The sequence below is a fragment of the Citrobacter sp. MGH103 genome (genome assembly GCF_001034475.2).
GTDB classification, from domain to species: domain Bacteria; phylum Pseudomonadota; class Gammaproteobacteria; order Enterobacterales; family Enterobacteriaceae; genus Citrobacter; species Citrobacter freundii.
In genome coordinates this window covers 552,445-577,239 of the sequence record NZ_CP073043.1, presented here as the reverse complement: position 1 = coordinate 577,239, position 24,795 = coordinate 552,445, and the positions used below count along the sequence as shown (strand labels likewise).

Genomic DNA, 24,795 nt, shown 5'->3' with positions numbered 1-24,795 from the left:
CGCCCCTTCCGTTGGAGGGGCGTATTTCTTATTTACCCGCAAACAGCTTGGGAATTTCTCGCAGACACCAGGATTTCGCCTCGCCCATGCTGTCACGACGCCAGGCCATAATAATATCTATCTCGCTTGTCGATTCCGGACTAACGACCCGCAGTCGACCAGCTGCAATATCCTCTTCCACCAGCGGGTACGGCATTGTCGCTACGCCCAATCCGGCCAGCAGCGCCTGACGTTTATCTTCTATCGTACTCACCGTCAGACGCGGCTGTTTATCCAGCAGTTGAACGGTCAGCACCGGACGTTCACGTGCGGTATCCGCCACAGCGATCCCACGGTATTTCACACGGGTGACTTCCGATAACGGTTCCGGCTCCTGGTGGATAGGATGATCCGGTGCCGCCACATACACGTTCATCAGCGAGTACAGCTTGCGCGAGTTGATTTCGGAAGATGAGCGAAAATGCATATCCGGCGCAATCACGATATCCGCCCGCCCCTGCTCAAGACGCTCCCACGCCCCGGCCAGAACTTCGGTAATAACGGAAAGCTGGGTATTGGCCTTCCCGGCCAGTCTGTCGATCAGCGGGAAAAACGCCGCCGTTGGCACCAGTGCTTCGGTAACGATAGTCAAATGCGTTTCCCATCCGCGAGCCAGCGCTTCGGCATCGGTAGTCAGTTTATCCGCAGCTTCCAGCAGTACGCGCCCACGCTCCAGCAGCATACGCCCGACGTTAGTGAATTTTGTGCGGTGGCCTGAACGGTCAAACAGCACTACGTCCAGCTCTTCCTCCAGCTTCTGCATGGTATAGCTAAGTGCGGAAGGCACGCGCCCCAGTTCGTCTGCGGCGGCGGCAAAGCTGCCGCGCCTGTCTATTGCGTCCATGACGCGTAACGCCTCAAGCGTTAAAGCCCTTTCTTTAGCCATCTCGTTCTCATTCAGGAAATTTGAACATACCGGGCAGAATATCTGGCTAACAATGCAGCGTCTAGCCATTTAACATAAAAGGAAGTAAAGAGAGGTCAAGAACTATGATTACTACCCGTACAGCCAAACAATGCGGGCAAGCAGACTACGGCTGGCTGCAGGCCCGTTATACCTTCTCCTTTGGACACTATTTTGATCCTAAACTGCTGGGTTATGCCTCGCTGCGTGTTCTGAACCAGGAAGTTCTGGCACCGGGGGCCTCTTTCCAGCCGCGGACCTATCCGAAGGTGGATATCGTCAATCTGATCCTTGAAGGGGAAGCAGAGTACCGAGACAGCGAAGGCAACCATATCAAGGCCAAAGCAGGCGAAGTTTTACTGCTCGCGACACAGCCCGGGATTAGCTATAGCGAACACAATATCAGCAAAGACAAACCGTTAACGCGGATGCAGCTCTGGCTGGACGCCTGCCCGCAGCGTGAAAACGCCTGCGTACAGAAAGCCACGCTGGGTACCGGTAAGCATCAGCTGCTGGCCTCGCCGGACGGTGAACAAGGCAGCCTGCATCTGCGCCAACAGGTATGGGTGCACCACGTTGAACTCCAGCAAGGTGAATCGCTGAGTTTTCAGTTACATGGGCCACGCGCTTATTTACAGTCGATTCACGGCAGATTCCATGCGGTGACATCTGGCGCCGAAAAAGAAGCGCTCACCTGTGGCGATGGGGCATTTATTCGTGACGAAACTAACATAACGTTAGTCGCCGATACCCCGCTGCGCGCTTTGCTGATAGATTTGCCCGTATAGTCAGGGAAAACAATGGAGTACGACTATTGAGCAAGAAATCATCAAAAAAACGCCAGCCACAGGTTGAGCTGAAAAAACGGGAAACGGTTCCCTTCGGCTATGAAGAAATGCTGACAGAGCTGGAAGCGATTGTGGCCGATGCTGAACTACGGCTGGAAGACGAAGAAGCCGCCTGAAAAGGCGGCTCAGACTTATGCCGGGTGGCGGCAACGCCTTACCCGACCTGGAGATTAATGCGCCTTACTGGCCATGATCTCAATGATCTGCTTGTCGGTTTCCTGCATCGACCGACACGCCAGCGCACACAGGTTAGCGATAGATTGTTCCACGTTATGCGCCACAATCCCTTCGTTTCCGGTTACGGCAGTATCATCCAGTGCCATCAGCACCGCTTTCCACGCCGCAGATGCGCTGGTTGAGACTTTCATCGCGCAGCTGTTTGAAGCGCCATCGCAAATCATTCCGCTCACGTCGCCAATCATGCTGCTGATCGCCATCGCGATGGTGTTGTAGCGGCCATCCACGATCCATGCCATCCCCGCTGCTGCGCCCATCGCCGCCGTAGTTGCCGCGCATAGCGCAGACAAACGCGGAAGCTGATGATGGATGTAAATAGCGCTCAGGTGAGACAACATCAGCGCCCGCGCCAGTTTCTCCTCATCCGCGCCAAAGTGCTCGGCCACCACCATGACCGGAACAGTCGCGGTAATACCCTGATTGCCGGATCCGGAGTTGCTCATGGCCGGCAGCGTCGCCCCGCCCATTCGCGCATCCGATGCCGCACTGGTACGGATCAAAATAGAGGTGGAGAGATCGTTCGCCAGCAGGCCACGCGCGCACTGCTTCTCAAGCGTGGTTCCGATGTGCAAGCCCCAGTTACCGCGCAGCCCTTCCTGAGACAGCGCACCGTTCAGCTTTGCCGCATCAAGAATAAAGCGGATCGACTCAAACGGTACCGCGTTCACGAACGCCAGAATCTCTTCCAGCGATGTGTGAGACAATACCGCCAGCGGCGACTCCAGCTCCTCTTCCTGAGCATTCTGTTCTGTGGTGAACACTACACCCTTATTGGTCTCGATGTGGACGATGTTGGTATGACCGCCCACAATCGTCACGCAAGCCCATCCTTCAGCGCTGTAAACCTTCGCGCGGGAAAAAAGGATATCCTCGCAAGGTTCCTGCAGCATCACCGCAACCTTGCCAGCGCTCAACATCGCTTTCGCATCAGCGATTGCTTGGGGCGACGCATCTTTCAGTACCTCTAAACCAGCACGGGCATTTCCCCCCAGCGCACCCAGCGCCGCCGCGACAGGTAACCCGACCATTCCAGTACCCGGCACGGTAACGCCCATGCCGTTTTTCATCAGGTTCGGTGAGACCCACGCATCAATACGTTCAACCGCGCCGTCCAGCTCAGAGGATGCGACCGCTGCCGCCAGCGCCAGAGAGATAGGTTCCGTACAACCCAGCGCAGGCTTAACCTCTTCCTGTACCGCGCGGATAAAACTATCCCATAATGGATTCAATGTAGTCTCAAACATAACAACAACCTTTGCTCAGATAACTCAGGAAAATGCCAGGAACGGAGAAACGCACAGCAGCAGGCCCGTGATAATAATCAGATACAGGGAAGCGCCTTTGTATTTGTGCAGTGAAGGAACTTTGTAGACCAGCCAGGCCGGGATCAGACAACCCACCATGCCGAAGATAGGACTACAAATAGAGGTGAAGCTCAGTACCGGCGCATTGAGCACAATTGCACTCCAGGCCAGCAGGATGGCAAAAATCATAATGCCGCGCTGAACCAGGGTTTCGTTAATTTTCTCGGCTGGCATTTTGCGGCGCAGCACGTTCATTACGATCCCCTGAGTCGCTTCACGGAAACCTAAGTAGACGCCGAAGAAAGCGGTCATAACGGCAAAGATGTTCAAAACTACGCTGACGATTTTCACCCAACCAGCACCCGCACCGCTGATAAACTGCGCGGCAATCGCCAGAGCGGAAATATTCTGCTCATAAGCTTTAACCGCTTCGTCATGGCCCATCGCCAACGTGAAGGAAACGGCGTAGAAAAAGACGGTCACGAACAGAATACCGAACGCGATATTCATCGCTCGCAGGGCTTTATGGCGCGCCACTTCAATGGATTTGTTGCGAGAACGATACGAGATAACCATCGGGCTTAATGTTTGAATAAACAGAATTGAGGTCAGCGTAAATGGCAATGTTATGATCGCGTTTTTGATCAGCAGCGCCATCGGCGGCAGTAAACCTACGTTATACAAATGCCACATCCCAACCATCGATACGCCAAGCGCTGCCACTACCAGCAGCTTGGTCAGCACCATGCCGGTGGAGATTTTAAACAGCAGTTTTTCCCCGCGTGACGAGATGGCCACCAGGATGCAAATCAGCACCAGGCCATAGAACGGGCTGTCGGACAGTAAACCTTCAGTAACGCCAAACGTGTGCAGATAAGAGGCGCTATCGTTGGTGATGGCGGTGGAATAGACAAACATCCAGATAACCAGCATCACAAAATACAACGCACCTAACAGGATGCCCCAGTTCTTACCCAGATAGCCGCTGATCACGCTCGGGTAGTCTTTACACTCTGGGGACTCAGCCAGCGTGTTGATAAACAGGCGCTGGAACAAATACATGGCTGGATAGCCGATGATAGAAGAGAGTAAGAACACCCACAGCCCCATCAATCCTACCTGGACGGGAAGAAAAACAATCCCCGCGCCAATTGCCATACCGATACTCATAATGACCCAGCCAGTGTCCATGCTGTCGAATTTAATGGCTTCACGCCATTCACTTTCGGTCATCCCCGCCCGACGCGCCGGAGCAGATGCGTCAAGTATTACGCTGTTATTCGTTGCCGTTTCCATAAAAATCTCGCTCAAAATGTAGGGTAAGGTTTTATTATTTTTCCGTTCCGCATCAATGCGATACGCGGTACGAGTCGTGCAGGCGAGTTCGTTAGAATGGAGAAATCATACGCCGAGGGTCAGAGAAAAACTTCACATAAATACCCACTCATTTCATAATGTTTAATAAAATTTTTCTATTTTATATTTACAAAATAGGATTAATTTCCCTTTTTGAAGCAGATCACAACAAAAAAAAGGGCGCACTCAAGTGCGCCCAAAGGAGAAATAAACACAAATTTAGTTAAGTGCAAATCACTTTGATAGCCAGACCACCACGTGACGTTTCACGGTATTTGTCGTTCATATCTTTGCCCGTTTCATACATAGTCTCGATCACTTTATCGAGCGAAACGCGTGGCTCAGATGTTCGACGTAGCGCCATACGCGCGGCGTTGACGGCTTTTACCGCGTTGATCGCATTGCGCTCAATACACGGTATTTGTACCTGTCCGGCGACCGGATCGCAGGTCAGTCCCAGGTTATGCTCCATGGCGATTTCCGCCGCAATACACACCTGAGACGGGCTACCGCCGAGCAACTCGGTCAGCCCGGCTGCTGCCATTGAACAAGCGACGCCAATTTCCCCCTGGCAACCCACTTCGGCACCAGAAATAGAGGCGTTCATCTTATACAGCGCGCCTATCGCCCCCGCGGCCAGTAAGTAGCGAGCAATGGAGTTTGCATTCACCGGGCGGCGGAACTTGTCGTAATAGGCCAGGACAGCAGGGATAATCCCACATGCTCCATTGGTCGGTGCCGTCACAACCCGGCATCCGGCGGCGTTTTCTTCGCTCACGGCCAGCGCAAACATGTTGATCCAGTCGATAACGTTCATCGGGTCGCTGGACAGGTTATCGCTGGAAACCAGCAACCGACGTAATGCCACGGCGCGGCGCGGGACGTTCAGTGGACCCGGCAGAACGCCTTCGGTGTTCATGCCGCGCTCAATTCCAGCGTGCATAACGTCCCAAATGGCAGCAAAGCCAGCATCGATTTCTTCTTTGCTGCGCATCGCCAGTTCGTTTTGCATCATCAGGCCGGAAACAGACAGCCCGTTGCGCTCGCACAGTTTCAGCAGTTCGCTGGCGGAATGAAAATTGTAGGGCACGTGTGCTTCAACATCATGCGCCTGACCAAATTGCTCCTCTTCAACGATAAAACCACCGCCGATGGAGTAATAGGTTTTGCTTAATAGCGTCTCGGTGCCGTTCCATGCGGTGATACGCATGCCATTTTCATGGCGTGGCAGCGTTTCGGTATGAAAGAGAATATTTTTGTCTGGGGAAAAATCGACAACATGCGTGCCCTCTGCAACCGGTAAACGTCCGGTACGGGCCACTTCCTGAGTAAAACCAGCGATAGAATCTATATTAACATTTTGTGGACTGTTACCGGCCAGTCCCATCATGATGGCGACATCTGTCGCATGACCTTTTCCGGTCAGGGAAAGCGATCCATAAAGATCGACCACAATATGCGTAGCTTTGGGGAGTTCCCCGCTGCTGACCAACAGATCGATAAAGCTTTTACCTGCGTTCATTGGCCCCACGGTATGGGAGCTGGAAGGTCCAATGCCAATCTTGAAAATATCGAATGCGCTAATCATATCCACACCCTCGGATTGCCGTTCAGTGAAGACCAGGTTTCACACTCATTAAGGATCGGGGCGCTCCTGAGATCGCCCCGCAAGGGATTACAGCGTGTCGCCACGTACGGCGATGGCTTCAATCTCCAGCTTCACATCCTTGGGTAAGCGGGCGACCTGCACGCAGCTGCGCGTAGGGTAGATTGCCTTATGCTCATCAAAGAACTGCTGGTACACCTGATTGATGGTGGCGAAGTCGTTCAGGTCGGAAACGAAAACGGTGGTCTTGACGATATCGCTCACTTTCAAACCTGCAGACTCGACAATCGCTTTCACGTTTTCCAGGCTTTGACGCGCCTGATCGGATACGTTTTCAGCCACTTCACCGGTCTGTGGACACACCGGGATTTGACCTGACGTCAACACCATGCTGCCCAGATCCACCCCCTGTACGTAAGGCCCGATAGCCCCTGGCGCACATTCGGTTGCAATAACTTTTCTCATAGTCCCTCCGGCGTCAGAGCGCCTGGGTGAAAGTACGTGAAATAACATCCTGCTGCTGTTCACGGGTCAGCGCGTTGAAGCGCACCGCATAGCCAGACACGCGGATCGTCAGGTTCGGATAGTTTTCCGGGTGCTCAATGGCATCCATCAACATTTCACGGTTCATAACGTTAACGTTCAGATGCTGCCCACCTTCCACATGCGCTTCATGGTGGAAGTAACCGTCCAGCAGACCGACCAGGTTGGTTTTACGCACTCCATCCTCTTTGCCCAGCGCTGCCGGTACAATGGAGAAGGTGTACGAGATACCGTCTTTGGCATAGGTGAACGGCAGTTTGGCGACCGAGGTTAACGACGCCACCGCACCTTTACGATCGCGGCCGTGCATCGGGTTTGCCCCTGGCGCAAACGGCGTACCTGCGCGACGTCCGTCCGGCGTGTTACCAGTTTTCTGTCCGTACACCACGTTGGAGGTGATGGTCAGAATGGACTGCGTCGGCACCGCGTTACGGTAGGTTGGCAACACTTTAATTTTCTTCATAAAGCGTTCGACCAGGTCGCAGGCAATACTGTCTACGCGCTCGTCGTTGTTGCCGTATTGCGGATAGTCGCCTTCGATTTCGAAATCAATTGCCAGGCCGTTTTCATCGCGAATCGGTTTCACGCGAGCATATTTGATAGCCGACAGAGAATCCGCCGCCACGGACAGACCCGCCATACCACAGGCCATCGTGCGATAGACATCACGATCGTGCAGCGCCATCAGCGAAGCTTCGTAGCTGTACTTGTCGTGCATGTAGTGGATGATGTTCAGTGCGCTGATGTACTGCACGGCCAGCCAGTCCATAAAGTGGTCCAGGCTCTCCATCACCGTGTCGTAGTCCAGCACGTCATCCATCAGTGGTGCCGTTTTCGGCCCGACCTGGATTTTCAGCTTCTCATCCACGCCGCCGTTGATTGCGTACAGCAACGTTTTAGCGAGGTTGGCACGCGCCCCGAAGAACTGCATTTGTTTGCCGATAACCATCGGGCTGACGCAGCAGGCAATGGCATAGTCATCGCTGTCAAAGTCGGCACGCATCAAATCGTCGTTTTCATACTGCAAAGACGAGGTGATGATCGACACCTGGGCAGCGTACTTTTTAAAGGCGATTGGTAGCTGTTCAGACCACAGCACCGTCAGGTTCGGCTCTGGTGCCGGGCCCATGGTGTGCAGCGTATGCAGATAGCGGAACGAGTTCTTCGTCACCAGCGTGCGGCCATCAAGCCCCATACCACCGATAACTTCGGTCGCCCAGATAGGGTCGCCTGAGAACAGGGTGTCGAATTCCGGCGTACGCAGGAAGCGCACCATACGGATCTTCATAATGAAGTGGTCGATCAGCTCCTGCGCCTGCTGCTCGTTTAAAATCCCCGCTTTGAAATCGCGCTCAATGTAGATGTCTAGGAACGATGCGGTACGGCCCAGCGACATCGCGCCGCCGTTCTGCGATTTCACCGCAGCCAGGTAAGCAAAGTACACCCACTGCACTGCTTCCTGCGCATTACGCGCCGGACGAGAGATATCACAGCCGTATTTCGCAGCCATTTCCTGCATTTGCAGCAGAGCGCGACGGTGCTCAGACAGCTCTTCACGCAGGCGAATCGTGGCTTCAAGATTCTGGCCCCACTCCAGGTTCGACTGGAGATCGGCAAACTGCAGTTCACGCTCGCGCACCAGGTAGCGGATACCGTACAGCGCCACGCGGCGATAGTCACCGATGATACGGCCACGGCCATAGCCATCCGGCAGACCGGTCAGTACGCCGGATTTACGGCAGCGCAGCATATCCGGAGAGTAGGCGTCGAATACGCCCTGGTTATGGGTTTTACGCAGTTCAGTAAACTGGTATTCAAAATCAGCATCCATCTCACGACCATAAGCATCAAAAGAGCTTTTGATCATGTTGATGCCACCAAACGGATGCAGAGCGCGCTTGAGCGGCTTATCCGTTTGCAGACCAACGATTTTTTCCAGTTCTTGTTCAATATAACCCGCATCATGCGCGGTTATCGTGGTAGCAATATTAGTATCGAAATCAACCGGCGCGTGCGTCGAGTTTTCAATACGGATGCCCGCCATCACTTTTTCCCACAATGCAGTGGTCGCAGGCGTTGCTTCGGCGAGGAAAGATTCATCCCCTTCATAAGGCGTATAGTTGTGCTGAATAAAATCACGGACATTAATTTCTTCTTTCCAGTCCGTACCTTTAAAGCCATTCCAGGCTTCGGCATACAGCATATCGCTGGTATCGATATTTACCTTCATGAAAAATAATCTCTCTGCTGAAAATTAATTATGCAAATGCTACTGGAGTATTAATTTTGCCTAACGCAATGGCATCACGTGCAATCATTTTCTCTTCATTTGTGGGAATAACCGCACAAATAACACGAGCATCTTTATTTGAGATAATTCTTTCACCATGGGAATTTGGCAGACTATTCATTTCGTTGTCGATATTCACGCCTAAAACGGCAAGGTGCTCAATAACCAGACGACGAATTAATACCGAGTTCTCACCTATTCCACCAGTGAAAATAATCCCATCAAGACGATGCAACGATGCGGCATGGCCGGCGATATGACGCGCGATACGATGCACAAACGTTTTAATCGCCAGCTGCGCACGCTCATGTCCCTCGTGCCAGGCTTTTTCTAACGTACGTAAGTCAGAAGACAAACCGGAAATACCCAGTAAACCGGACTCTTTATTCACTACGCGCTCAAGGTCGCTCAGCGTCTGGTTGGTTTCGCTGGCAATCCACGCCATCGCGCCGAAATCGACGTCGCCGCTGCGTGTCCCCATCATCAACCCTTCCAGCGGCGTCATGCCCATTGAGGTATCAACGCTCTGCCCGTTACGCACCGCACAGATTGACGCACCGTTCCCCAGGTGAGCCACAACCAGACCCGAGTCATCACTCTGCAGGTCGAGAAGGTCATGCGCTTGCTGAGAAACATAGCGATGCGACGTGCCGTGGAAGCCGTAACGACGAACGCCCAACTCTTCGAAATATTTCCACGGTAAACCGTACAAATAGGCTTCAGGGGCCATCGTCTGGTGGAAGCTTGTATCAAATACCGCAACCTGCTGTACGCCTGGGAAAAGGTGCTGAGCAGATTCGATCCCACTCAGGTTCGCATAATTATGTAACGGTGCTAGCGGCGATACCCGGCGGATATTATCAATAACTTCGTCAGTAATAATTGCTGATTCGGTAAAGATATTTCCGCCGTGTGCAATGCGGTGGCCAATTAAGGCCACGCTGTCCATTAAATTACGTTTCTCTAGTTCAACGGCAATTGCTTTTAATGCGTCTTCGTAGCTGTGGTGAGCCAGCTTAGCTGGCTCTCCTCCATTAATTGCTATGAACGCATTTTCAGAGTTAATACCGTCCGCGATTCCCGCCATTAAAACTTCACAGTTAGCTGCATCCAGCACTGAGAATTTAATGGAAGACGAACCACAGTTAATAACCAGTACTACCGGAAACTCATTCATTTCACTACTCCGCTCATCCTGAGCTTAAGGATTAAAACAGTTTGTAGACAATGTTCAGGATGGTCAGCAGACCAATCACGGTAACAAACACGTTATCCAGACGGCCACGGTATTTCGCCAGTGATGGCGCTTTACGGATGGCATACATCGGCAGCAGGCAGAGCAGAGAGGCAATAATCGGCGCGCCCATTGCTTCAATAAGGTCCAGGATGTTCGGGTTGGCGTAAGCCACAACCCAGGTGGAGCCCATGATGAAGATCATGCTGATGGTGTTCAGTTTGCCGGCGGAAACTTTGGTCTTATCGCCTTTGTAACCAAACTTCAGCACCAGACCGTTCAGACCTTCCAGCGTACCCAGGTAGTGGCCGAAGAACGATTTGAAGATAGCAACCAGGGCGATAATAGAAGCACCGTATTCCAGAACGGTCGCGAAGGTGGACTTCGTCCCGGACAGTGAAGCGAAGTGGTTCGCCAGATAAGACAGTACTGGAATGTTCTGCGCTTTCGCATCCGCCATGTTTGCCGGAGACAGCGTGAACAGGCAGCTAAAGGCGAAGAACATTACCACCGCAACCATCAGCATACTGGCGCGGGAGATGATTTTAGAACATTTCTGCTCGGTAAATTCGCGACCGAAATCTTTCTCATACTCTTCGCGTTTAGAGACCACGAAGGAAGAAACGATTGGCGAGAAGTTGAAAGAGAACACCATGATGGAAATACCCAGCCATACGGTAACCAGGATGCCGTCATGGCCAGTCAGAGCGATATTGCTGATATCAACCTGATCGATAACCGCTGAGTTCCAGTAAGGAATCAGTGACAGAGAGATAAGCACCAGGCTGGCAATGAACGGCCATACCAGGTAGCTCATCACTTTAACCATCAGATCTTTACCAAACCAGATGACGAATGCCATCAGCAGCAACAGGAACAGCGCCACGAAGCCACGGTTCAATGCTGGCATCTGCAGCTGGTTTTCCCAGAAGGTCATAAAGGTGTTGGTAATGGTGACGCCATAAATCCACAGCAGCGGACAAATCGCAAAGAAGTAGAGGAACGTGATAACCACGCCGCCCGTTTTACCAAAGTGCTCTTCAACCGTTTCTGTGATGTTACCGGAAGGATTAGAACCGGAAAGACACAGGCGTGCCAGCGCACGGTGGCAATAGAACGCGATGGGGTATGCTAACACCAGCATGATCAGAATGGGGATCAGTCCGCCAAAACCTGCGCGGATAGGGAAGAACAGCACCCCAGCGCCGATGGCAGTACCAAATAAACCCAGTGTCCAGGTGGTGTCCGATTTGCGCCAGGACGACTGTTTTGTCTGGCTGGATACAATGCTATCAGTAGTACTCATATCCTATCCTCAACGAAGTATATTAAGCGTCAACTAAACCAGTAATTTGAGATACACGAGAAAGGTCGATATTACCGCCAGAAATAATGCTGACTGTTTTTCTGTTCTGGATATAGCTATCTAATTTCCCGCTTAATAATGCTGCGCATGCCAGCGCACCGGCACCTTCAGTTACAACTTTATTTCGCTGAATTAATGCCACCATGCTGTTGCGAATTTCATCTTCGCTGACCAGGACAATGTCATCCACCAACTCACGAACGATTTCATACGTTAAAGTACCCGGGCGAGAGACGTCACAACCATCTGCCAGGGTGCCGGTCGTTCGGTGCGTGGTTATTTCTCCAGCGTGGAAAGAAGCCGCCATGCCGTGAACGTTTTCAGACTGCACGCCAATAATTTTAATGGTCGGGTTAATAGATTTAATTGCCACCGCAATACCCGCAATCAGTCCACCACCGCCAATTGGCACAATCACGTTATCGACATCGTACAGATCTTCCAGAATTTCCAGACCAATAGTGCCCTGACCAGCAATAACTTTCGGGTCATCATATGGTGGAATAAAGATACGGCCTTCCGTTTCCACAATCTCGCTAACCTTAGCGATGGTGTCGTTGAAGTTGTCGCCATGCAGCACAACTTCCGCGGAATAATCGCAGGTTGCCGCTACTTTAGACTTCGGTGCGCCTTTCGGCATTACCACTTTGCCGTCGATACCGAGCATAGCGCAGGAGAGAGAAACCCCTTGCGCATGGTTACCTGCAGAGCAAGCCACCACGCCCTTCATTCTTTCTGCTTCTGTTAAGGAACTGAGCTTGTTAAAAGCGCCACGGATTTTAAATGAACCGGTACGCTGCATGTTTTCAAACTTGAGGAAAATTTCCCCTTTGCAACGTTCACTAAAATAGTTAGAGCGAGGCATTCCCGTTTTATAAATTTTCCCCGCCAGTCTTTTTTTCGCTTCGAGGATATCTTCAATTGCAACTGGGAGATCGTATGTAATGTGCATTAGAACCTCTTACTAGGGTATTAAAGTAAATAGATAGCCGTGACCATTGTCAGATATAGACAGATGGCGTTTATTTTTTGTTAAAACAATTTCAATCTTTAATCAATTTCAATTAATTGCCTTCGTCTCCGACAATTATATGATGAATACTCTTTGGCTAATTCCACCAAAATAGATGCTGCTTTTTTAATTCGATAATTTTTCGACCACACGGCGGCGTAACGCGCGACGGGTAAAGTTTCTTGTACCGGGATAGTAATAAACTGGTTTGAGCCAAACGGTGTGGTCATATCGCAGGGAATTACTGTTAAGAAATCAGCATTGAGAACAAGATTATAAATGGTGACGACGGAGTCAGTATTAACGATGTTTTCACTGCTGATGCCATTATTCTGTAACGTGGTAAGAAGTTCGCTGTAGTACCCCATATTCGTTTGTGGCAACACCCACTGTTCGTTTTTCAACGCGCTCAGCGAGGTGATGCCGGTGCATGTTCGGGACTTGCTGGCAACCAGGATAAAGTCTGACTCAAAGAGCGGCTCCACATGCAGATCGTGCAGTTTCATCTCATCGCTCAGCGTACCGATGGCAAAATCCAGACGCCCGTCACGGATTGCCGGTAAGAACGAGGAGAGCTGAGCTTCATACATAGAAACCTGTGCTTTCGGGAATACCTCTTTGAATTTTTTAATCATGCCGGACATGATGGTGAAGGCAATCAGTGAAGGAAAACCAAACGACACATCAACGACCGCATTGCTCGTCATGCTGTTCATCTCATCAACCATGTTTTTCATTTCACGGGTAATTGATTCAGACCATGAGAGCATCACCTGACCTGCCTGAGTCAATGTCACACCAGTATTTTTACGCACAACTAACTCAATACCAAAATAAGCCTCAACATCGTTGATGATTTTACTGACAGCGGGTTGAGTTAAACCTAATTCTTTTGCAGCTGAGCCGATAGAACCGCTTCTAATGACTTCCTGAAAGACCACTAAGTGCTGTGTTTTAGGGAGTGTAATAGTATTCATATCGACCTGCGTTAATTACTTTGTTGACGGCAGGAAGTGTATCAAATTAAGCAAACAAGGATATGTGCTACCCCTCACAAATCCCCTTGACTTACATTTTGTAAGACTATTATGAAAATTGAAATCCTTTATTAATCAGATAGATATTAAATACCAATCTCACTTTACCCTGACTTTAATCAAAAAAAGATGGGGGGATAACGATTTTTTATGGCTATAACATCGCCATTTTATCTGTTATTTCTAAAAACCAGGAAAGGCTATATTTCAATCAATTACAGCGCAATTATCGGGCAGAATGACACTTAAATTTAATGAGTAATTTATCAAATATAATTATATTTTACCGTTTGTGGTAATTAAATAACGCCATGCATCACATTTTTTCGCCATATTTGTTTGTAAAGAAACATTGCGTTTATTAAAATTCAATCTATACGATACAAATAATTATCATATTCAACATTATATTAACACTAATTTTGTACACTTTATTAGCGCGTAATTTTGTGATGGTGATCGATTGCGTTCTATTATTCTCGATAAAAACGTATCGCGCAGCGTTTTGTGCTAGCCATCACAAAAACGAAAATACCCTACAACGCATTCCCTCAAATAAAAGACATTCAGCTCATAAATAAAGGTCAAATAAAGAGTAGATGAAGAGAAAATAAACGCCAGAGTCGTGTTAAACCAAGCGTAACGCGACAGGTATAACGTCTGCCGGATGGCGGTGTAAACACCTTATCCGGCCTACAAAACCCGTTCCAGCCATCCCTGTAGGCCTGATAAGCGCAGCGCCATCAGGCATAACAACCTGCCCAGAAAGCAAAAAACCCATCAAAGCGGGGTTTTATAAAGAGTGAAGCTGACCGATAAGCCGCGTTCTTTTGAGCATAGTGTCGTGGACAGTCATTCATCTGGCCTATACGGAAAGCAAAAACCCCGCCAAAGCGGGGTTTTATAAAGAGTGAAGCTGACCGATAAGCCGGGTTCTGTCGTGGACAGTCATTCATCTAGGCCAGCAATCGCTCACTGGCTCAAGCAGCCTACCCGGGTTCAGTACGGGCCGTACCTTGTGAACCCCTATTTGGCCTTGCTCCGGGTGGAGTTTACCGTGCCACGGACTGTTACCAGCCGCGCGGTGCGCTCTTACCGCACCCTTTCACCCTTACCTGATCCCACTTACGTGGGCCATCGGCGGTTTGCTCTCTGTTGCACTGGTCGTGGGTTTCCCCCCCAGGCGTTACCTGGCACCCTGCCCTATGGAGCCCGGACTTTCCTCCCCTCCGCCCGTCTCCCCCGAAGAGGACGACGACGAAGCGGCGACTGTCTGGTCAGCTTCGGCGCGCAGTATAGAGGGTTTGCGGGGTAATGTCACCCCGCACTGCGCATTCCTATCGCCAACGTAGCGGCGATGTTTCTTGAGGCGCGATAAATATTATCAAATGCCCCACGGAAGGCCTCTTCCAGCGTGCTGATGCTGGTCAATACGCTAAACACCGCATCGATACCATATAGATGCACCACTTCCACATCGCGCGTCAGGCTGCCGCCAATACCAATTACCGGTTTGTGGTATTTCTTCGCGACATTCGCCACGCCCACCGGCACTTTGCCGTGAATACTCTGGCTGTCGATGCGTCCTTCGCCGGTCACCACCAGCGTACAGTCGTGAATATGCTCTTCCAGGTTGAGCGCCTGGGTCACAATCTCAATACCACTGCGCAGGTCCGCGCCTAAAAAAGCCATTAACGCGGCGCCCATTCCACCTGCCGCCCCTGCGCCGGGAACCTCTTTCACATCAACCCGCAGCGATTTTTTAATGATGTCGGCATAGTGAGACAAATTTCGGTCCAGTTCGAGAATGCGTTCTTCCGTCGCCCCTTTCTGCGGGCCGAAGATGCGCGAAGCGCCAGTATCACCTGTGAGCGGATTGGTCACATCGCAGGCCACGCGAATGGAGCAGGTTTTTAATCGCGGATCCAGACCGGAAATGTCGATGCTGTTGAGGCTCATCAGACTGCCGCCCCCGTAGCCAATCTCTGTCCCGTTAGCGTCGCAAAGTTTCGCGCCCAGAGCCTGCACCATACCCGCACCACCATCGTTGGTTGCACTACCGCCAATACCGATAATAATGCTCTGCGCCCCGCTATCCAGTGCCTGCAAAATCAATTCCCCGGTACCACGTGACGTGGTGACTAACGGGTTACGCTTATCAGGAGGTACTAACGCCAGACCACTGGCTGCCGCCATTTCGATAAACGCAGTTTTACCATCTCCGGACATGCCCCAGCAAGCATTCACTTTTTCGCCCAGCGGGCCCGTTACCCACGCGGAATATTCACTCCCTTGCGTGGCGGCAATCATGGCTTCGACCGTTCCTTCGCCGCCGTCGGCCACCGGAACTGAAACATATTGCGCATCGGGAAATATTTCCCGAAATCCTTTTTCTATTGCCTGAGCGACCTCAGTGGCAGATAGACTTTCTTTATAAGAGTCTGGGGCAATTACGATTTTCATAGTTATGTAGCCTGACTGTGCCGCGCAAGGCAAGAAATACAGGGCGCACATCCGCGCCCTTCTTGTTAGCGTGTGACTTCCACTTTCGCCAGTTTTTCGTAGTAGCATGCGAGCGCGCTGTGATCGGCGGTGCCCAGCCCATCTGCGCGAAGCGCCTGCATCATCTCCATGACTGCAGCAGTCAGCGGCAACTGCGCGCCGACCCCATGAGAAGTGTCCAGCGCATTCGCCAGATCTTTGATATGCAGGTCAATACGGAAACCTGGCTTAAAGTTGCGGTCCATGACCATCGGCGCTTTCGCGTCCAGCACGGTGCTTCCGGCCAGTCCGCCACGGATCGCCTGATACACCAGATCCGGGTTCACACCCGCCTTGGTCGCCAGCGTCAGCGCTTCAGACATCGCCGCAATGTTCAGCGCCACAATCACCTGGTTCGCCAGCTTAGTGACGTTACCCGCGCCAATGTCACCGGTATGTACCACTGAACCAGCCATCGCTTTCAGCAAATCGTAGTACTTGTCGAAAATCGCTTTATCACCGCCAACCATCACCGACAACGTACCATCAATCGCTTTTGGCTCGCCGCCGCTGACCGGCGCATCCAGCATATCCACGCCTTTCGCTTTCAGCGCCTCGCTAATTTCACGGCTGGCCAACGGTGCAATGGAGCTCATGTCGATCAGCACTGTGCCCGGTTTCGCCCCTTCAATAATACCGCCTTCACCCAGCGCCACTTCCTTAACATGCGGCGAGTTCGGCAGCATGGTGATGATCACGTCGCACTGCTCAGCAATATCTTTCGCCGTGGCGGCGGTTTCTGCACCAGCGGCAATGACTTCCGCAATGGATTCCGGGTTACGGTCAGCAACCACCAACGAGTAACCTGCCTTGAGGAGGTTTTTACTCATTGGTTTACCCATGATACCAAGGCCAATAAAACCAACTTTCATTGTCATGTCTTTATCTCTCTCTACTGTCGATGGTGGTTATTTCTTAAAAGAATCAGCCAGTTTCTGCGTGGCTGAACGGAACACGCCAAGGTCGCTGCCAACGGCAACAAAGGTCGCGCCCCACTCCAGATAACGACGCGCATCCGCCTCTACCGGGGCCAGAATTCCGCTTGGTTTGCCATGTGCTTTCGCGCGGGCAAAAATGTGCTGGATAGCTTTCTGCACATCAGGATGCGACGCATTGCCGAGGTGGCCTAGCGCCGCAGCCAGATCGCTTGGGCCGACGAAGACACCGTCTACGCCTTCGGTCGCCGCGATGGCGTCAACGTTATCAACGCCCTGCTGACTTTCGATCTGCACGATGATGGTGATGTTCTTATTCGATTGCGCAAAGTAGTCCGGTACGGTGCCAAACATATTGGCGCGATGGGAGACGGACACGCCGCGAATACCTTCCGGCGGATAGCGGGTCGACGCCACGGCGTTCACCGCCTCTTCTTGTGTCTCAACGAACGGAATCAGGAAGTTGTAAAACCCAATATCCAGCAGGCGCTTGATAATCACCGGCTCATTGGTCGGCACGCGTACGACCGGCGCGCTGGCGCTGCCTTTCAGCGCCATCAATTGTGGGATAAACGTCGAGATATCGTTCGGCGCGTGTTCGCCGTCCAGTACCAGCCAGTCAAAGCCTGCCAGGCCTAAAACCTCGGTACTGATTGGGCTGGCCAATGCAGACCAGCAGCCAATCTGAATCTGTTGCGCCGCGAGGGCCGCTTTAAACTTATTCGGGAAAATCGTGTTATTCATCGCCTATACCTTTGTTTATTTCTGCAATTCCATACGTTTAATGTCACCGACAATAAACAGGTAGCAAACCATTGCCATCAGCGCCGAACACCCTACAAACATCAGCGCAGCATTAAATGAGTGCAGCTCGCTCACCAGATAACCAATCACCAGCGGAGTGACGATAGAGGCTACGTTGCCAAATACGTTAAATACCCCACCGCACAGACCGACTATTTCTTTCGGTGCGGTATCGGAGATCACCGGCCAACCCAGCGCGCCGAAGCCTTTGCCGAAGAACGCCAGCGCCATCAGCGCGACAACCAGGGTGGTGTTATCGGTGTAGTTACACAGAATAATGGTCGACGCGAGCAACATTCCGAGCACAATCGGCAGCTTACGTGCCAAAGTGATGCTGAAGCCGCGTTTAATCAGATAATCAGAGAACACACCGCCGAGCACGCCACCGGCAAATCCGCACAGCGCAGGAATCGACGCCACCAGACCGACTTTCAGGATCGACATGCCTTTTTCCTGTACCAGGTAAATCGGGAACCAGGTAAGGAAAAACCAGGTGATAGTGTTGATAAAATACTGTCCGAAGAACACGCCAAGCATCATGCGGTTTGTCAGCAACTGCTTGATATAATGCAGTTTAGGACCACCTGATTTCACATCGCCGGGCTTTTTATGGTCCATATCCACGACCGCACCGTTTTCAGAGATAAACTTCAGCTCTTCCTGCGACATACGCGGGTGATCGGTTGGGTTATGAATAAACTTTACCCACAGGCCGGTGAGCACAAAACCGATCACGCCCATCACGGTAAAGACGTGCTCCCAGCCCCAGGCAAAGGTCAGCCAGCCCAGCAGCGGTGAAAACAGCGCCAGGGAGAAATATTGTGCGGAGTTAAAAATCGCGGATGCCGTACCGCGCTCTTTCGTCGGGAACCAGGCGGCCACAATACGGGCGTTCGCCGGGAAGGACGGCGCTTCCGAGAAGCCCAGCATGAAACGCATGATGAACATTGAAATACCCGCCCAGGCTAGCGGGAACATATCGACAAAACCCTGCAGAAAGGTGAACAGCGACCAGAAGAACAGACTGTAAGTGTAAACTTTCTTCGAGCCGAACTTATCCAGCAGCCAGCCGCCAGGGATTTGCATCAACAGGTAAGCCCAACCGAAGGCGGAGAAAATGTAACCCATTGAAATGGCACTGAGCTGCAACTCTTTCGCCACTTCCGTGCCGGCAATAGATAGCGTGGCACGGTCCGCGTAGTTAACGGCGGTAACAATAAATATTATTAGCAATATTAAGTAACGGGTGTGCGTACCTTTCTTTTTCTCGACAACTGTATCCAGTATCATTCTAATTACCTCGGGTACATAAAAGTTTTATTATTATTTGGCAGATATCCCTGGTGATAAATTACCGATAATAAAAACGTATAATAATTTATCAGACGCAATGAAACCGTGATTTAGTATAATCAGCAGCGCAACGTTAATCATTGTGCAAGCGCTCATTAAATATGCGTTATGAAAATAATGTTTTGGGCATATGCACACATGCGTGGGCGCTAATCCACACATTTACGTATTGCTACCCCTGCTGGTGCGGCCTTGCTGAGTTTAAGTGATCATTGTCACATTCTTCACGATAAACTCCTGACATTCTTATTTCACGATACCGAATCTTTATTACTGACAATGAGATTCAAAATATAAATATCCACACTATTATCACCACTTGTTGGAGAATACTGGACAATGGCCGACATCGAAATCAGACAAGAATCGCCCACGGCGTTTTATATTAAAGTTCACGAAACAGATAATGTGGCGATAATTGTCAATGACAATGGTCTGAAAGCCGGAACGCGTTTTCCGGACGGACTGGAACTCATTGAACATATTCCCCAGGGTCATAAAGTGGCGCTCGTGGATATTCCTGTTCATGACGAAATCGTGCGTTATGGCGAAGTGATAGGCTATGCCGTTCGCGATATCCCACGCGGCAGCTGGATTGATGAATCAATGGTTGAGCTGCCCAAGGCTCCGCCGCTGGAGACGCTGCCGCTGGCAACTAAAGTGCCTGAGCCGCTGCCGCCTCTCGAGGGTTATACCTTCGAAGGTTACCGCAATGCTGACGGTAGCGTTGGCACCAAGAATCTGCTCGGCATCTCCACCAGCGTGCACTGCGTGGCGGGCGTGGTGGACTATGTGGTGAAAATCATTGAACGCGATCTGCTGCCCAAATACCCGAATGTTGACGGTGTGGTGGGGCTCAATCATCTGTACGGTTGCGGCGTGGCGATTAACGCTCCAGCCGCCATCGTGCCCATTCGAACTATTCATAATATTGCGCTGAACCCTAACTTTGGCGGTGAGGTAATGGTCATTGGCCTCGGCTGTGAAAAACTGCAGCCAGAGCGCCTGCTGGAAGGTACGCACGATGTAAAAAGCATTCCGGTCGACAGCGCCAGCATCGTCAGCCTGCAGGATGAAAAACACGTCGGCTTTCAATCGATGGTTGCCGATATTTTGCAAGTGGCCGAACGCCATCTGGCAAAGCTCAATCAGCGCCAGCGTGAAACCTGCCCGGCATCAGAACTGGTGGTCGGCATGCAGTGCGGCGGCAGCGATGCGTTTTCCGGCGTGACGGCCAACCCAGCGGTAGGTTATGCCTCCGACCTGTTAGTACGCTGCGGCGCGACAGTGATGTTCTCCGAAGTAACTGAAGTGCGCGATGCCATCCACCTTCTGACCCCGCGCGCGATTAACGAAGAGGTGGGTAAACGCCTGCTCGAAGAGATGGCCTGGTACGATAACTACCTGGATATGGGCAAGACTGACCGGAGCGCCAACCCATCACCGGGCAACAAGAAAGGCGGTCTGGCAAACGTGGTGGAAAAAGCGCTGGGTTCTATTGCGAAGTCGGGCAAGAGCGCGATTGTCGAAGTCTTGTCGCCGGGCCAGCGTCCAACCAAACGTGGCCTGATTTACGCTGCCACCCCCGCCAGCGATTTTGTCTGCGGTACGCAACAGGTTGCTTCTGGGATCACAGTACAAGTCTTTACCACCGGTCGTGGTACGCCGTATGGCCTGATGGCCGTGCCGGTGATTAAAATGGCGACACGCACGGAGCTGGCCAATCGTTGGTTTGACCTGATGGACATCAACGCCGGTACCATCGCTACCGGAGAAGAAACCATTGAAGACGTGGGTCTGAAACTGTTCGAGTTTATTCTCGACGTCGCCAGCGGACGTAAGAAAACCTTCTCAGATCAGTGGGGACTGCATAACCAGCTGGCGGTGTTTAACCCGGCGCCAGTGACCTGATTATCGAAACGAAAGCCAACGAAAAAACGGGGATTTGTCCCCGTTTTTGATGTCGATGCTTCAACAAATAAAGTGATAACGTTCGCATTTTAAGAGGTTTTTTTAAACATCTATTTTTTTCGATTCAAACCTACCAAATGAACCTAACGACATGAAATTAAAAGAAATAATACCACCATTGTTTTACGTTATATTTTCGTTTTGATAAAAGAGAAACCTACCGAAAGACGACCTTGTTTTAATGCGATAATCCCCTCTTTTTTACTGCTTTGACTTTCTCCGGTGTAAAACAGATTATTCATAGGCTCCTGTAATTTACCTCATAAGCATTCTGACCTGAATAAAGAGGGAAGTTATGTATACCCTGAATAAAAATAATGTCGCATTGGCTTGTCTTATTTCCTGTTTACTGGCAACTCCTGTCTTCGCGAGTGCTGAAGGCCAGTCGGACGCAAAGCCTGTTAAATTACGCTACACGTTATGGGACCGTAATCAACTCCCTGGCGAACAACAGCTCGTTAATGAATTTGAAAAAGACAACCCCGGAATTAAGGTCGAAATTGAACTAACTCCTTATGACCAGTATTTTATCAAACTCAGTTCAGCAGTCGGTGGAAATGTAGCACCGGATGTATTCTGGATGAACATGCCTAATTTCCAGCAATATGTGAAAAATGGCATGCTGGAACCACTGACTAATTATCTGAAAGATAAATCAGCGCCGAAACTGGATGATTTTGTTAAAAGCTCAGTCGATGCCTACCAATACCAGTCGCAACAATATGCCATCCCAAGGGATATTGATGCAATTGCCGTCTGGTACAACAAAAAAATGTTCGATCAGGCTGGTGTGAGTTATCCCGATAAAAACTGGACGTGGAATGATCTAAAACAAAAATCAGATCAGTTACGTAAAGGGCTGGATAAACAGTCTTATCCACTAGCAATGGAATTCAGCAGCGGACAGGATAGTTACTTTAACCTGCTATTACAGGCCGGGGATAAGATTGTACTACCTGAGGGCAAAACGGATGTTGCCAATGACAAAGCTATCGCCGTCTATCGCGATGTTCAAGGCATGCTGAACGCGGGACTAATCCAACCACCAGGCGAGATGGAAGCCTCAGACGTCTTCCAGTCAAACCGGGTAGCCATGGTCTACGCAGGCTCATGGTGGGCATTACCCTTCTCTCAAAATGAGTTGATTAAGGATCACATCGGCGTAGTGCCAATGCCAAAAATGGCAGAGCAGGCAGGTGTATCCCATAGTCTGGCATTTGCTATGTCAGCCAAAAGTCAGCATAAAGATGCGGCGTGGAAGTTCATTGAATTCATGAGCTCTGAGCATGCGCAGCAGACTCTGGCTACGGGAAAAGTCGTGATCCCGGCTAACCAAAAAGTGGCCAAAGAGTGGGCTGAAGGCTTTAAGGATATTGATGTTTCAGCCTATATCGATTCGTTGGCTTTCTCACATAAATATCCAACCGCAGGCTCCAATACCGCTAAGTGGAATAGCATCCTGAATGATGGCTTGAAAAAAGTGTGGACGGGTACTGACCCAGAGAAAGTCATGCCTGGTGTTGCTAAACGCGTTGAACGAGAAATGCAGAAATAATCCTGAGGGAGCCATGCTCCCTCTCGCTTTCGCCCGCGCAATATATTTTGGTTGCACAGTGAGCATCCCGGAGTCTGTATGAGCTATTCAGATGAAGCTGCATCCCCACAATTACCGGCCAGAGAGGCGCAAAAAAAATCCCTGACCAAGCTGGAAAAAGAAGAACGCTTCTGGGGATGGATAATGATTATGCCGTTACTGGCGGGATTAATTGTTTTTTACTTTACTCCATTCTTCCAGAACGTTTTTTATAGTTTCACCGACCTGGGCGAGTTTCAGATCTGGACGACGATCAGCTTAGATAACTATATTAATTTATTCAGCGATGATGAGTTTCGTTCAGCAATATATAACACCTTGGCCTATGTTTTTATTTGCGTACCGATAATCACCGTTTTGTCATTACTGCTCGCAATTGGCCTGAATCAGGCGATTCGCGGTCAGTGGTTGTTTCGCACGCTGTTATTTCTGCCCGCTGTCACTATGCCTGCGGCCATTGCTATGGTCTGGCAGTGGTTGATGAACCGAAACTTCGGCTTAATTAATCAGATCCTGGCCTTTTTCGATCTTCCGGCCATCGGTTGGTTATCCGATCCCGATGTCGTCCGCCTGAGCGCCTCGTTGGTTATCATCTGGTCGGCTATTGCGCTGAAGATGATCATTCTGCTCGCTGGATTGCAGGGGATCCCCAAACAAATTTATGAAGCGATGTCGCTGGATGGCATCAGCAAATTGCGTGGATTCTGGTCTATTACCTTACCGCTAATGATCCCCACGCTGTTTTTCGTACTGGTGATCTCTTTTATCGAAACGCTGCAAATTTTCGATGTGGTTTATCTGCTGTTTGGCAGTTCATCCATGGTGGACGATCAGACGATGACTATCGCCTATCTCTTCTATAAATACGCCTTTATCTACCATGAAAAAGGGTATGCCTCAGCGATCGCCGTGGTGATTTTCGTTATCACGATGGTCCTGACGCTGCTGCAAATATGGATTGGTAAACGACTTAAAGCACAGTGAGGCAACCACGATGTTCATGACTAAACGTGAAAAATGGCTAATTTACGGCTTGATGATCCTCGCGACGCTGGTAACTGTGGTTCCCTTCATCTGGATGATCATCACCTCTTTTAAAACCCAGGCAGAAAGCATCGCCTTTCCGCCGATCCTGCTACCTGCCAACCCAGGGTTTCAGGCTTACGGTAAAATCTTGCATGAAATGCCTTTTGGCAGCTTTTACTTTAACTCGATCGTCTCCACGTTGGTCATCGTCATTTTGCAGACGCTGATTGCGGCAATGGCAGCGTACGGTTTCTCCCGACTGCGTTTTAAAGGGCGAGATGTCCTGTTTATGCTGTGTATTTCAATTCTGATGGTGCCCGGTCAGATCTTTTTAATCCCACAGTTTTTAACCGTTGAAAAAATCGGTTTGCTGAACTCAATTCCTGGACTGGTGCTACCGGGTTTATTCAGCATATATAGCGCCTTTTTATTGCGTCAGTTTTTTCTGTCAGTACCTAAAGAACTGGAAGAGGCAGCCATTATGGATGGGTATAACCATCTGACTATTTTCTTCAAAATTATGCTGCCATTAATTAAACCAGGGCTGATTGCCTGCGTCATTATTAACGGATTGTGGAGCTGGAATAACTTAATGTGGCCGCTGATCGTCAACACCTCCATGGATAAAATGACATTACCGGTGGGGTTAGCCTCACTTTCCGGACGCTCAGGCGTGGAATATCCGATGTTAATGGCGGGCGCATTGCTGGCGATTATCCCGATGTTGTTACTTTATATCTTCTTCCAGCGCTATTTTATTCGCGGCATCGCTGGTGCCGGAATTAAAGGATAAGG

General features: G+C 50.5%; 20 protein-coding genes and 1 other RNA gene. 6 read left to right on the top strand and 15 right to left on the bottom strand.

Going from position 1 to position 24,795, the window contains the following annotated elements:
* Positions 1-28: 28 nt before the first annotated feature.
* Positions 29-925, bottom strand: a complete 897-nt coding sequence (gene yhaJ / locus SK33_RS02835) for a DNA-binding transcriptional regulator YhaJ (protein ID WP_003024855.1) — start codon at positions 923-925, stop codon at positions 29-31.
* A gap of 104 nt (positions 926-1,029) precedes the next feature.
* Here yhaJ and SK33_RS02830 point away from each other — a divergent pair, with 104 nt between their 5' ends.
* Together SK33_RS02830 and SK33_RS02825 are read left to right on the top strand one after the other, a co-directional pair.
* Positions 1,030-1,731 carry a pirin family protein gene (locus tag SK33_RS02830; RefSeq protein ID WP_003024860.1) on the top strand — a complete coding sequence of 234 codons (702 nt, stop codon included), beginning with the start codon at positions 1,030-1,032 and terminating at the stop codon, positions 1,729-1,731.
* A 26-nt stretch (positions 1,732-1,757) separates the two neighbouring features.
* Positions 1,758-1,907 (top strand): hypothetical protein, encoded by a 150-nt coding sequence (locus SK33_RS02825; RefSeq protein WP_086504593.1) that lies wholly within the window; start codon positions 1,758-1,760, stop codon positions 1,905-1,907.
* Positions 1,908-1,961: 54 nt separating this feature from the next.
* On the opposite strand, the gene SK33_RS02820 is transcribed toward SK33_RS02825, so the two are convergent.
* The 14 genes from SK33_RS02820 to garP all read right to left on the bottom strand — a co-directional run bounded on the left by SK33_RS02820 (position 1,962) and on the right by garP (position 19,346).
* Positions 1,962-3,272, bottom strand: coding sequence for an L-cysteine desulfidase family protein (locus tag SK33_RS02820; protein ID WP_003841509.1), 1,311 nt, complete (start codon positions 3,270-3,272; stop codon positions 1,962-1,964).
* A 24-nt stretch (positions 3,273-3,296) separates the two neighbouring features.
* Positions 3,297-4,628, bottom strand: a complete 1,332-nt coding sequence (locus tag SK33_RS02815) for an amino acid permease (RefSeq protein ID WP_016151027.1) — start codon at positions 4,626-4,628, stop codon at positions 3,297-3,299.
* Positions 4,629-4,911: 283 nt separating this feature from the next.
* Positions 4,912-6,276 (bottom strand): L-serine ammonia-lyase, encoded by a 1,365-nt coding sequence (gene tdcG / locus SK33_RS02810; RefSeq protein ID WP_048218687.1) that lies wholly within the window; start codon positions 6,274-6,276, stop codon positions 4,912-4,914.
* 87 nt (positions 6,277-6,363) lie between these two features.
* The gene (locus tag SK33_RS02805) at positions 6,364-6,759 is read right to left on the bottom strand and encodes an enamine/imine deaminase (protein WP_003024870.1); all 396 of its coding nucleotides are present in this window, start codon (positions 6,757-6,759) and stop codon (positions 6,364-6,366) included.
* Positions 6,760-6,772: 13 nt separating this feature from the next.
* Positions 6,773-9,067: a formate C-acetyltransferase gene (gene pflB, locus SK33_RS02800; protein WP_003024871.1), complete on the bottom strand. Its 2,295-nt coding sequence runs from the start codon at positions 9,065-9,067 to the stop codon at positions 6,773-6,775.
* A 28-nt stretch (positions 9,068-9,095) separates the two neighbouring features.
* Positions 9,096-10,304, bottom strand: coding sequence for a propionate kinase (gene tdcD / locus SK33_RS02795; protein ID WP_048218689.1), 1,209 nt, complete (start codon positions 10,302-10,304; stop codon positions 9,096-9,098).
* Between the two features lie 31 nt (positions 10,305-10,335).
* Positions 10,336-11,667: a threonine/serine transporter TdcC gene (gene tdcC / locus SK33_RS02790; RefSeq protein ID WP_003024875.1), complete on the bottom strand. Its 1,332-nt coding sequence runs from the start codon at positions 11,665-11,667 to the stop codon at positions 10,336-10,338.
* 22 nt (positions 11,668-11,689) lie between these two features.
* On the bottom strand, positions 11,690-12,679 hold the full coding sequence (gene tdcB, locus SK33_RS02785; RefSeq protein WP_003024877.1) for a bifunctional threonine ammonia-lyase/L-serine ammonia-lyase TdcB: 990 nt from the start codon (positions 12,677-12,679) through the stop codon (positions 11,690-11,692).
* 98 nt (positions 12,680-12,777) lie between these two features.
* Positions 12,778-13,716 (bottom strand): transcriptional regulator TdcA, encoded by a 939-nt coding sequence (tdcA, locus tag SK33_RS02780; RefSeq protein WP_003024882.1) that lies wholly within the window; start codon positions 13,714-13,716, stop codon positions 12,778-12,780.
* A 968-nt stretch (positions 13,717-14,684) separates the two neighbouring features.
* Positions 14,685-15,061, bottom strand: an RNA gene (gene rnpB, locus SK33_RS02775) — RNase P RNA component class A.
* 32 nt (positions 15,062-15,093) lie between these two features.
* Positions 15,094-16,239: a glycerate 2-kinase gene (gene garK, locus SK33_RS02770; protein ID WP_048218691.1), complete on the bottom strand. Its 1,146-nt coding sequence runs from the start codon at positions 16,237-16,239 to the stop codon at positions 15,094-15,096.
* Positions 16,240-16,304: 65 nt separating this feature from the next.
* The gene (garR, locus tag SK33_RS02765; RefSeq protein ID WP_003024889.1) at positions 16,305-17,195 is read right to left on the bottom strand and encodes a 2-hydroxy-3-oxopropionate reductase; all 891 of its coding nucleotides are present in this window, start codon (positions 17,193-17,195) and stop codon (positions 16,305-16,307) included.
* 30 nt (positions 17,196-17,225) lie between these two features.
* The gene (gene garL, locus SK33_RS02760; RefSeq protein WP_003840018.1) at positions 17,226-17,996 is read right to left on the bottom strand and encodes a 2-dehydro-3-deoxyglucarate aldolase; all 771 of its coding nucleotides are present in this window, start codon (positions 17,994-17,996) and stop codon (positions 17,226-17,228) included.
* A gap of 15 nt (positions 17,997-18,011) precedes the next feature.
* Positions 18,012-19,346: a galactarate/glucarate/glycerate transporter GarP gene (gene garP / locus SK33_RS02755; protein WP_003024898.1), complete on the bottom strand. Its 1,335-nt coding sequence runs from the start codon at positions 19,344-19,346 to the stop codon at positions 18,012-18,014.
* 402 nt (positions 19,347-19,748) lie between these two features.
* On the opposite strand from garP, the gene garD reads away from it, so the two are divergent.
* The 4 genes from garD to SK33_RS02735 all read left to right on the top strand — a co-directional run bounded on the left by garD (position 19,749) and on the right by SK33_RS02735 (position 24,793).
* Positions 19,749-21,320: a galactarate dehydratase gene (gene garD / locus SK33_RS02750; RefSeq protein ID WP_048218694.1), complete on the top strand. Its 1,572-nt coding sequence runs from the start codon at positions 19,749-19,751 to the stop codon at positions 21,318-21,320.
* Positions 21,321-21,675: 355 nt separating this feature from the next.
* The gene (locus SK33_RS02745; protein WP_048218696.1) at positions 21,676-22,935 is read left to right on the top strand and encodes an ABC transporter substrate-binding protein; all 1,260 of its coding nucleotides are present in this window, start codon (positions 21,676-21,678) and stop codon (positions 22,933-22,935) included.
* Between the two features lie 78 nt (positions 22,936-23,013).
* Entirely contained in the window at positions 23,014-23,958 is a 945-nt protein-coding gene (locus SK33_RS02740) for a carbohydrate ABC transporter permease (protein WP_003840012.1), read from the top strand.
* A 10-nt stretch (positions 23,959-23,968) separates the two neighbouring features.
* Positions 23,969-24,793 (top strand): carbohydrate ABC transporter permease, encoded by an 825-nt coding sequence (locus tag SK33_RS02735; RefSeq protein WP_003024907.1) that lies wholly within the window; start codon positions 23,969-23,971, stop codon positions 24,791-24,793.
* Positions 24,794-24,795: the final 2 nt, after the last annotated feature.

Bases quoted from the DNA above. Each gene is read 5' to 3' on its own strand.
- yhaJ (WP_003024855.1), bottom strand. From the start codon at position 925: ATGGCTAAAGAAAGGGCTTTAACGCTTGAGGCGTTACGCGTCATGGAC.
- SK33_RS02830 (WP_003024860.1), top strand. From the start codon at position 1,030: ATGATTACTACCCGTACAGCCAAACAATGCGGGCAAGCAGACTACGGC.
- SK33_RS02820 (WP_003841509.1), bottom strand. From the start codon at position 3,272: ATGTTTGAGACTACATTGAATCCATTATGGGATAGTTTTATCCGCGCG.
- SK33_RS02815 (WP_016151027.1), bottom strand. From the start codon at position 4,628: ATGGAAACGGCAACGAATAACAGCGTAATACTTGACGCATCTGCTCCG.
- tdcG (WP_048218687.1), bottom strand. From the start codon at position 6,276: ATGATTAGCGCATTCGATATTTTCAAGATTGGCATTGGACCTTCCAGC.
- SK33_RS02805 (WP_003024870.1), bottom strand. From the start codon at position 6,759: ATGAGAAAAGTTATTGCAACCGAATGTGCGCCAGGGGCTATCGGGCCT.
- pflB (WP_003024871.1), bottom strand. From the start codon at position 9,067: ATGAAGGTAAATATCGATACCAGCGATATGCTGTATGCCGAAGCCTGG.
- tdcD (WP_048218689.1), bottom strand. From the start codon at position 10,304: ATGAATGAGTTTCCGGTAGTACTGGTTATTAACTGTGGTTCGTCTTCC.
- tdcC (WP_003024875.1), bottom strand. From the start codon at position 11,667: ATGAGTACTACTGATAGCATTGTATCCAGCCAGACAAAACAGTCGTCC.
- tdcB (WP_003024877.1), bottom strand. From the start codon at position 12,679: ATGCACATTACATACGATCTCCCAGTTGCAATTGAAGATATCCTCGAA.
- tdcA (WP_003024882.1), bottom strand. From the start codon at position 13,716: ATGAATACTATTACACTCCCTAAAACACAGCACTTAGTGGTCTTTCAG.
- garK (WP_048218691.1), bottom strand. From the start codon at position 16,239: ATGAAAATCGTAATTGCCCCAGACTCTTATAAAGAAAGTCTATCTGCC.
- garR (WP_003024889.1), bottom strand. From the start codon at position 17,195: ATGACAATGAAAGTTGGTTTTATTGGCCTTGGTATCATGGGTAAACCA.
- garL (WP_003840018.1), bottom strand. From the start codon at position 17,996: ATGAATAACACGATTTTCCCGAATAAGTTTAAAGCGGCCCTCGCGGCG.
- garP (WP_003024898.1), bottom strand. From the start codon at position 19,346: ATGATACTGGATACAGTTGTCGAGAAAAAGAAAGGTACGCACACCCGT.
- garD (WP_048218694.1), top strand. From the start codon at position 19,749: ATGGCCGACATCGAAATCAGACAAGAATCGCCCACGGCGTTTTATATT.
- SK33_RS02745 (WP_048218696.1), top strand. From the start codon at position 21,676: ATGTATACCCTGAATAAAAATAATGTCGCATTGGCTTGTCTTATTTCC.
- SK33_RS02740 (WP_003840012.1), top strand. From the start codon at position 23,014: ATGAGCTATTCAGATGAAGCTGCATCCCCACAATTACCGGCCAGAGAG.
- SK33_RS02735 (WP_003024907.1), top strand. From the start codon at position 23,969: ATGTTCATGACTAAACGTGAAAAATGGCTAATTTACGGCTTGATGATC.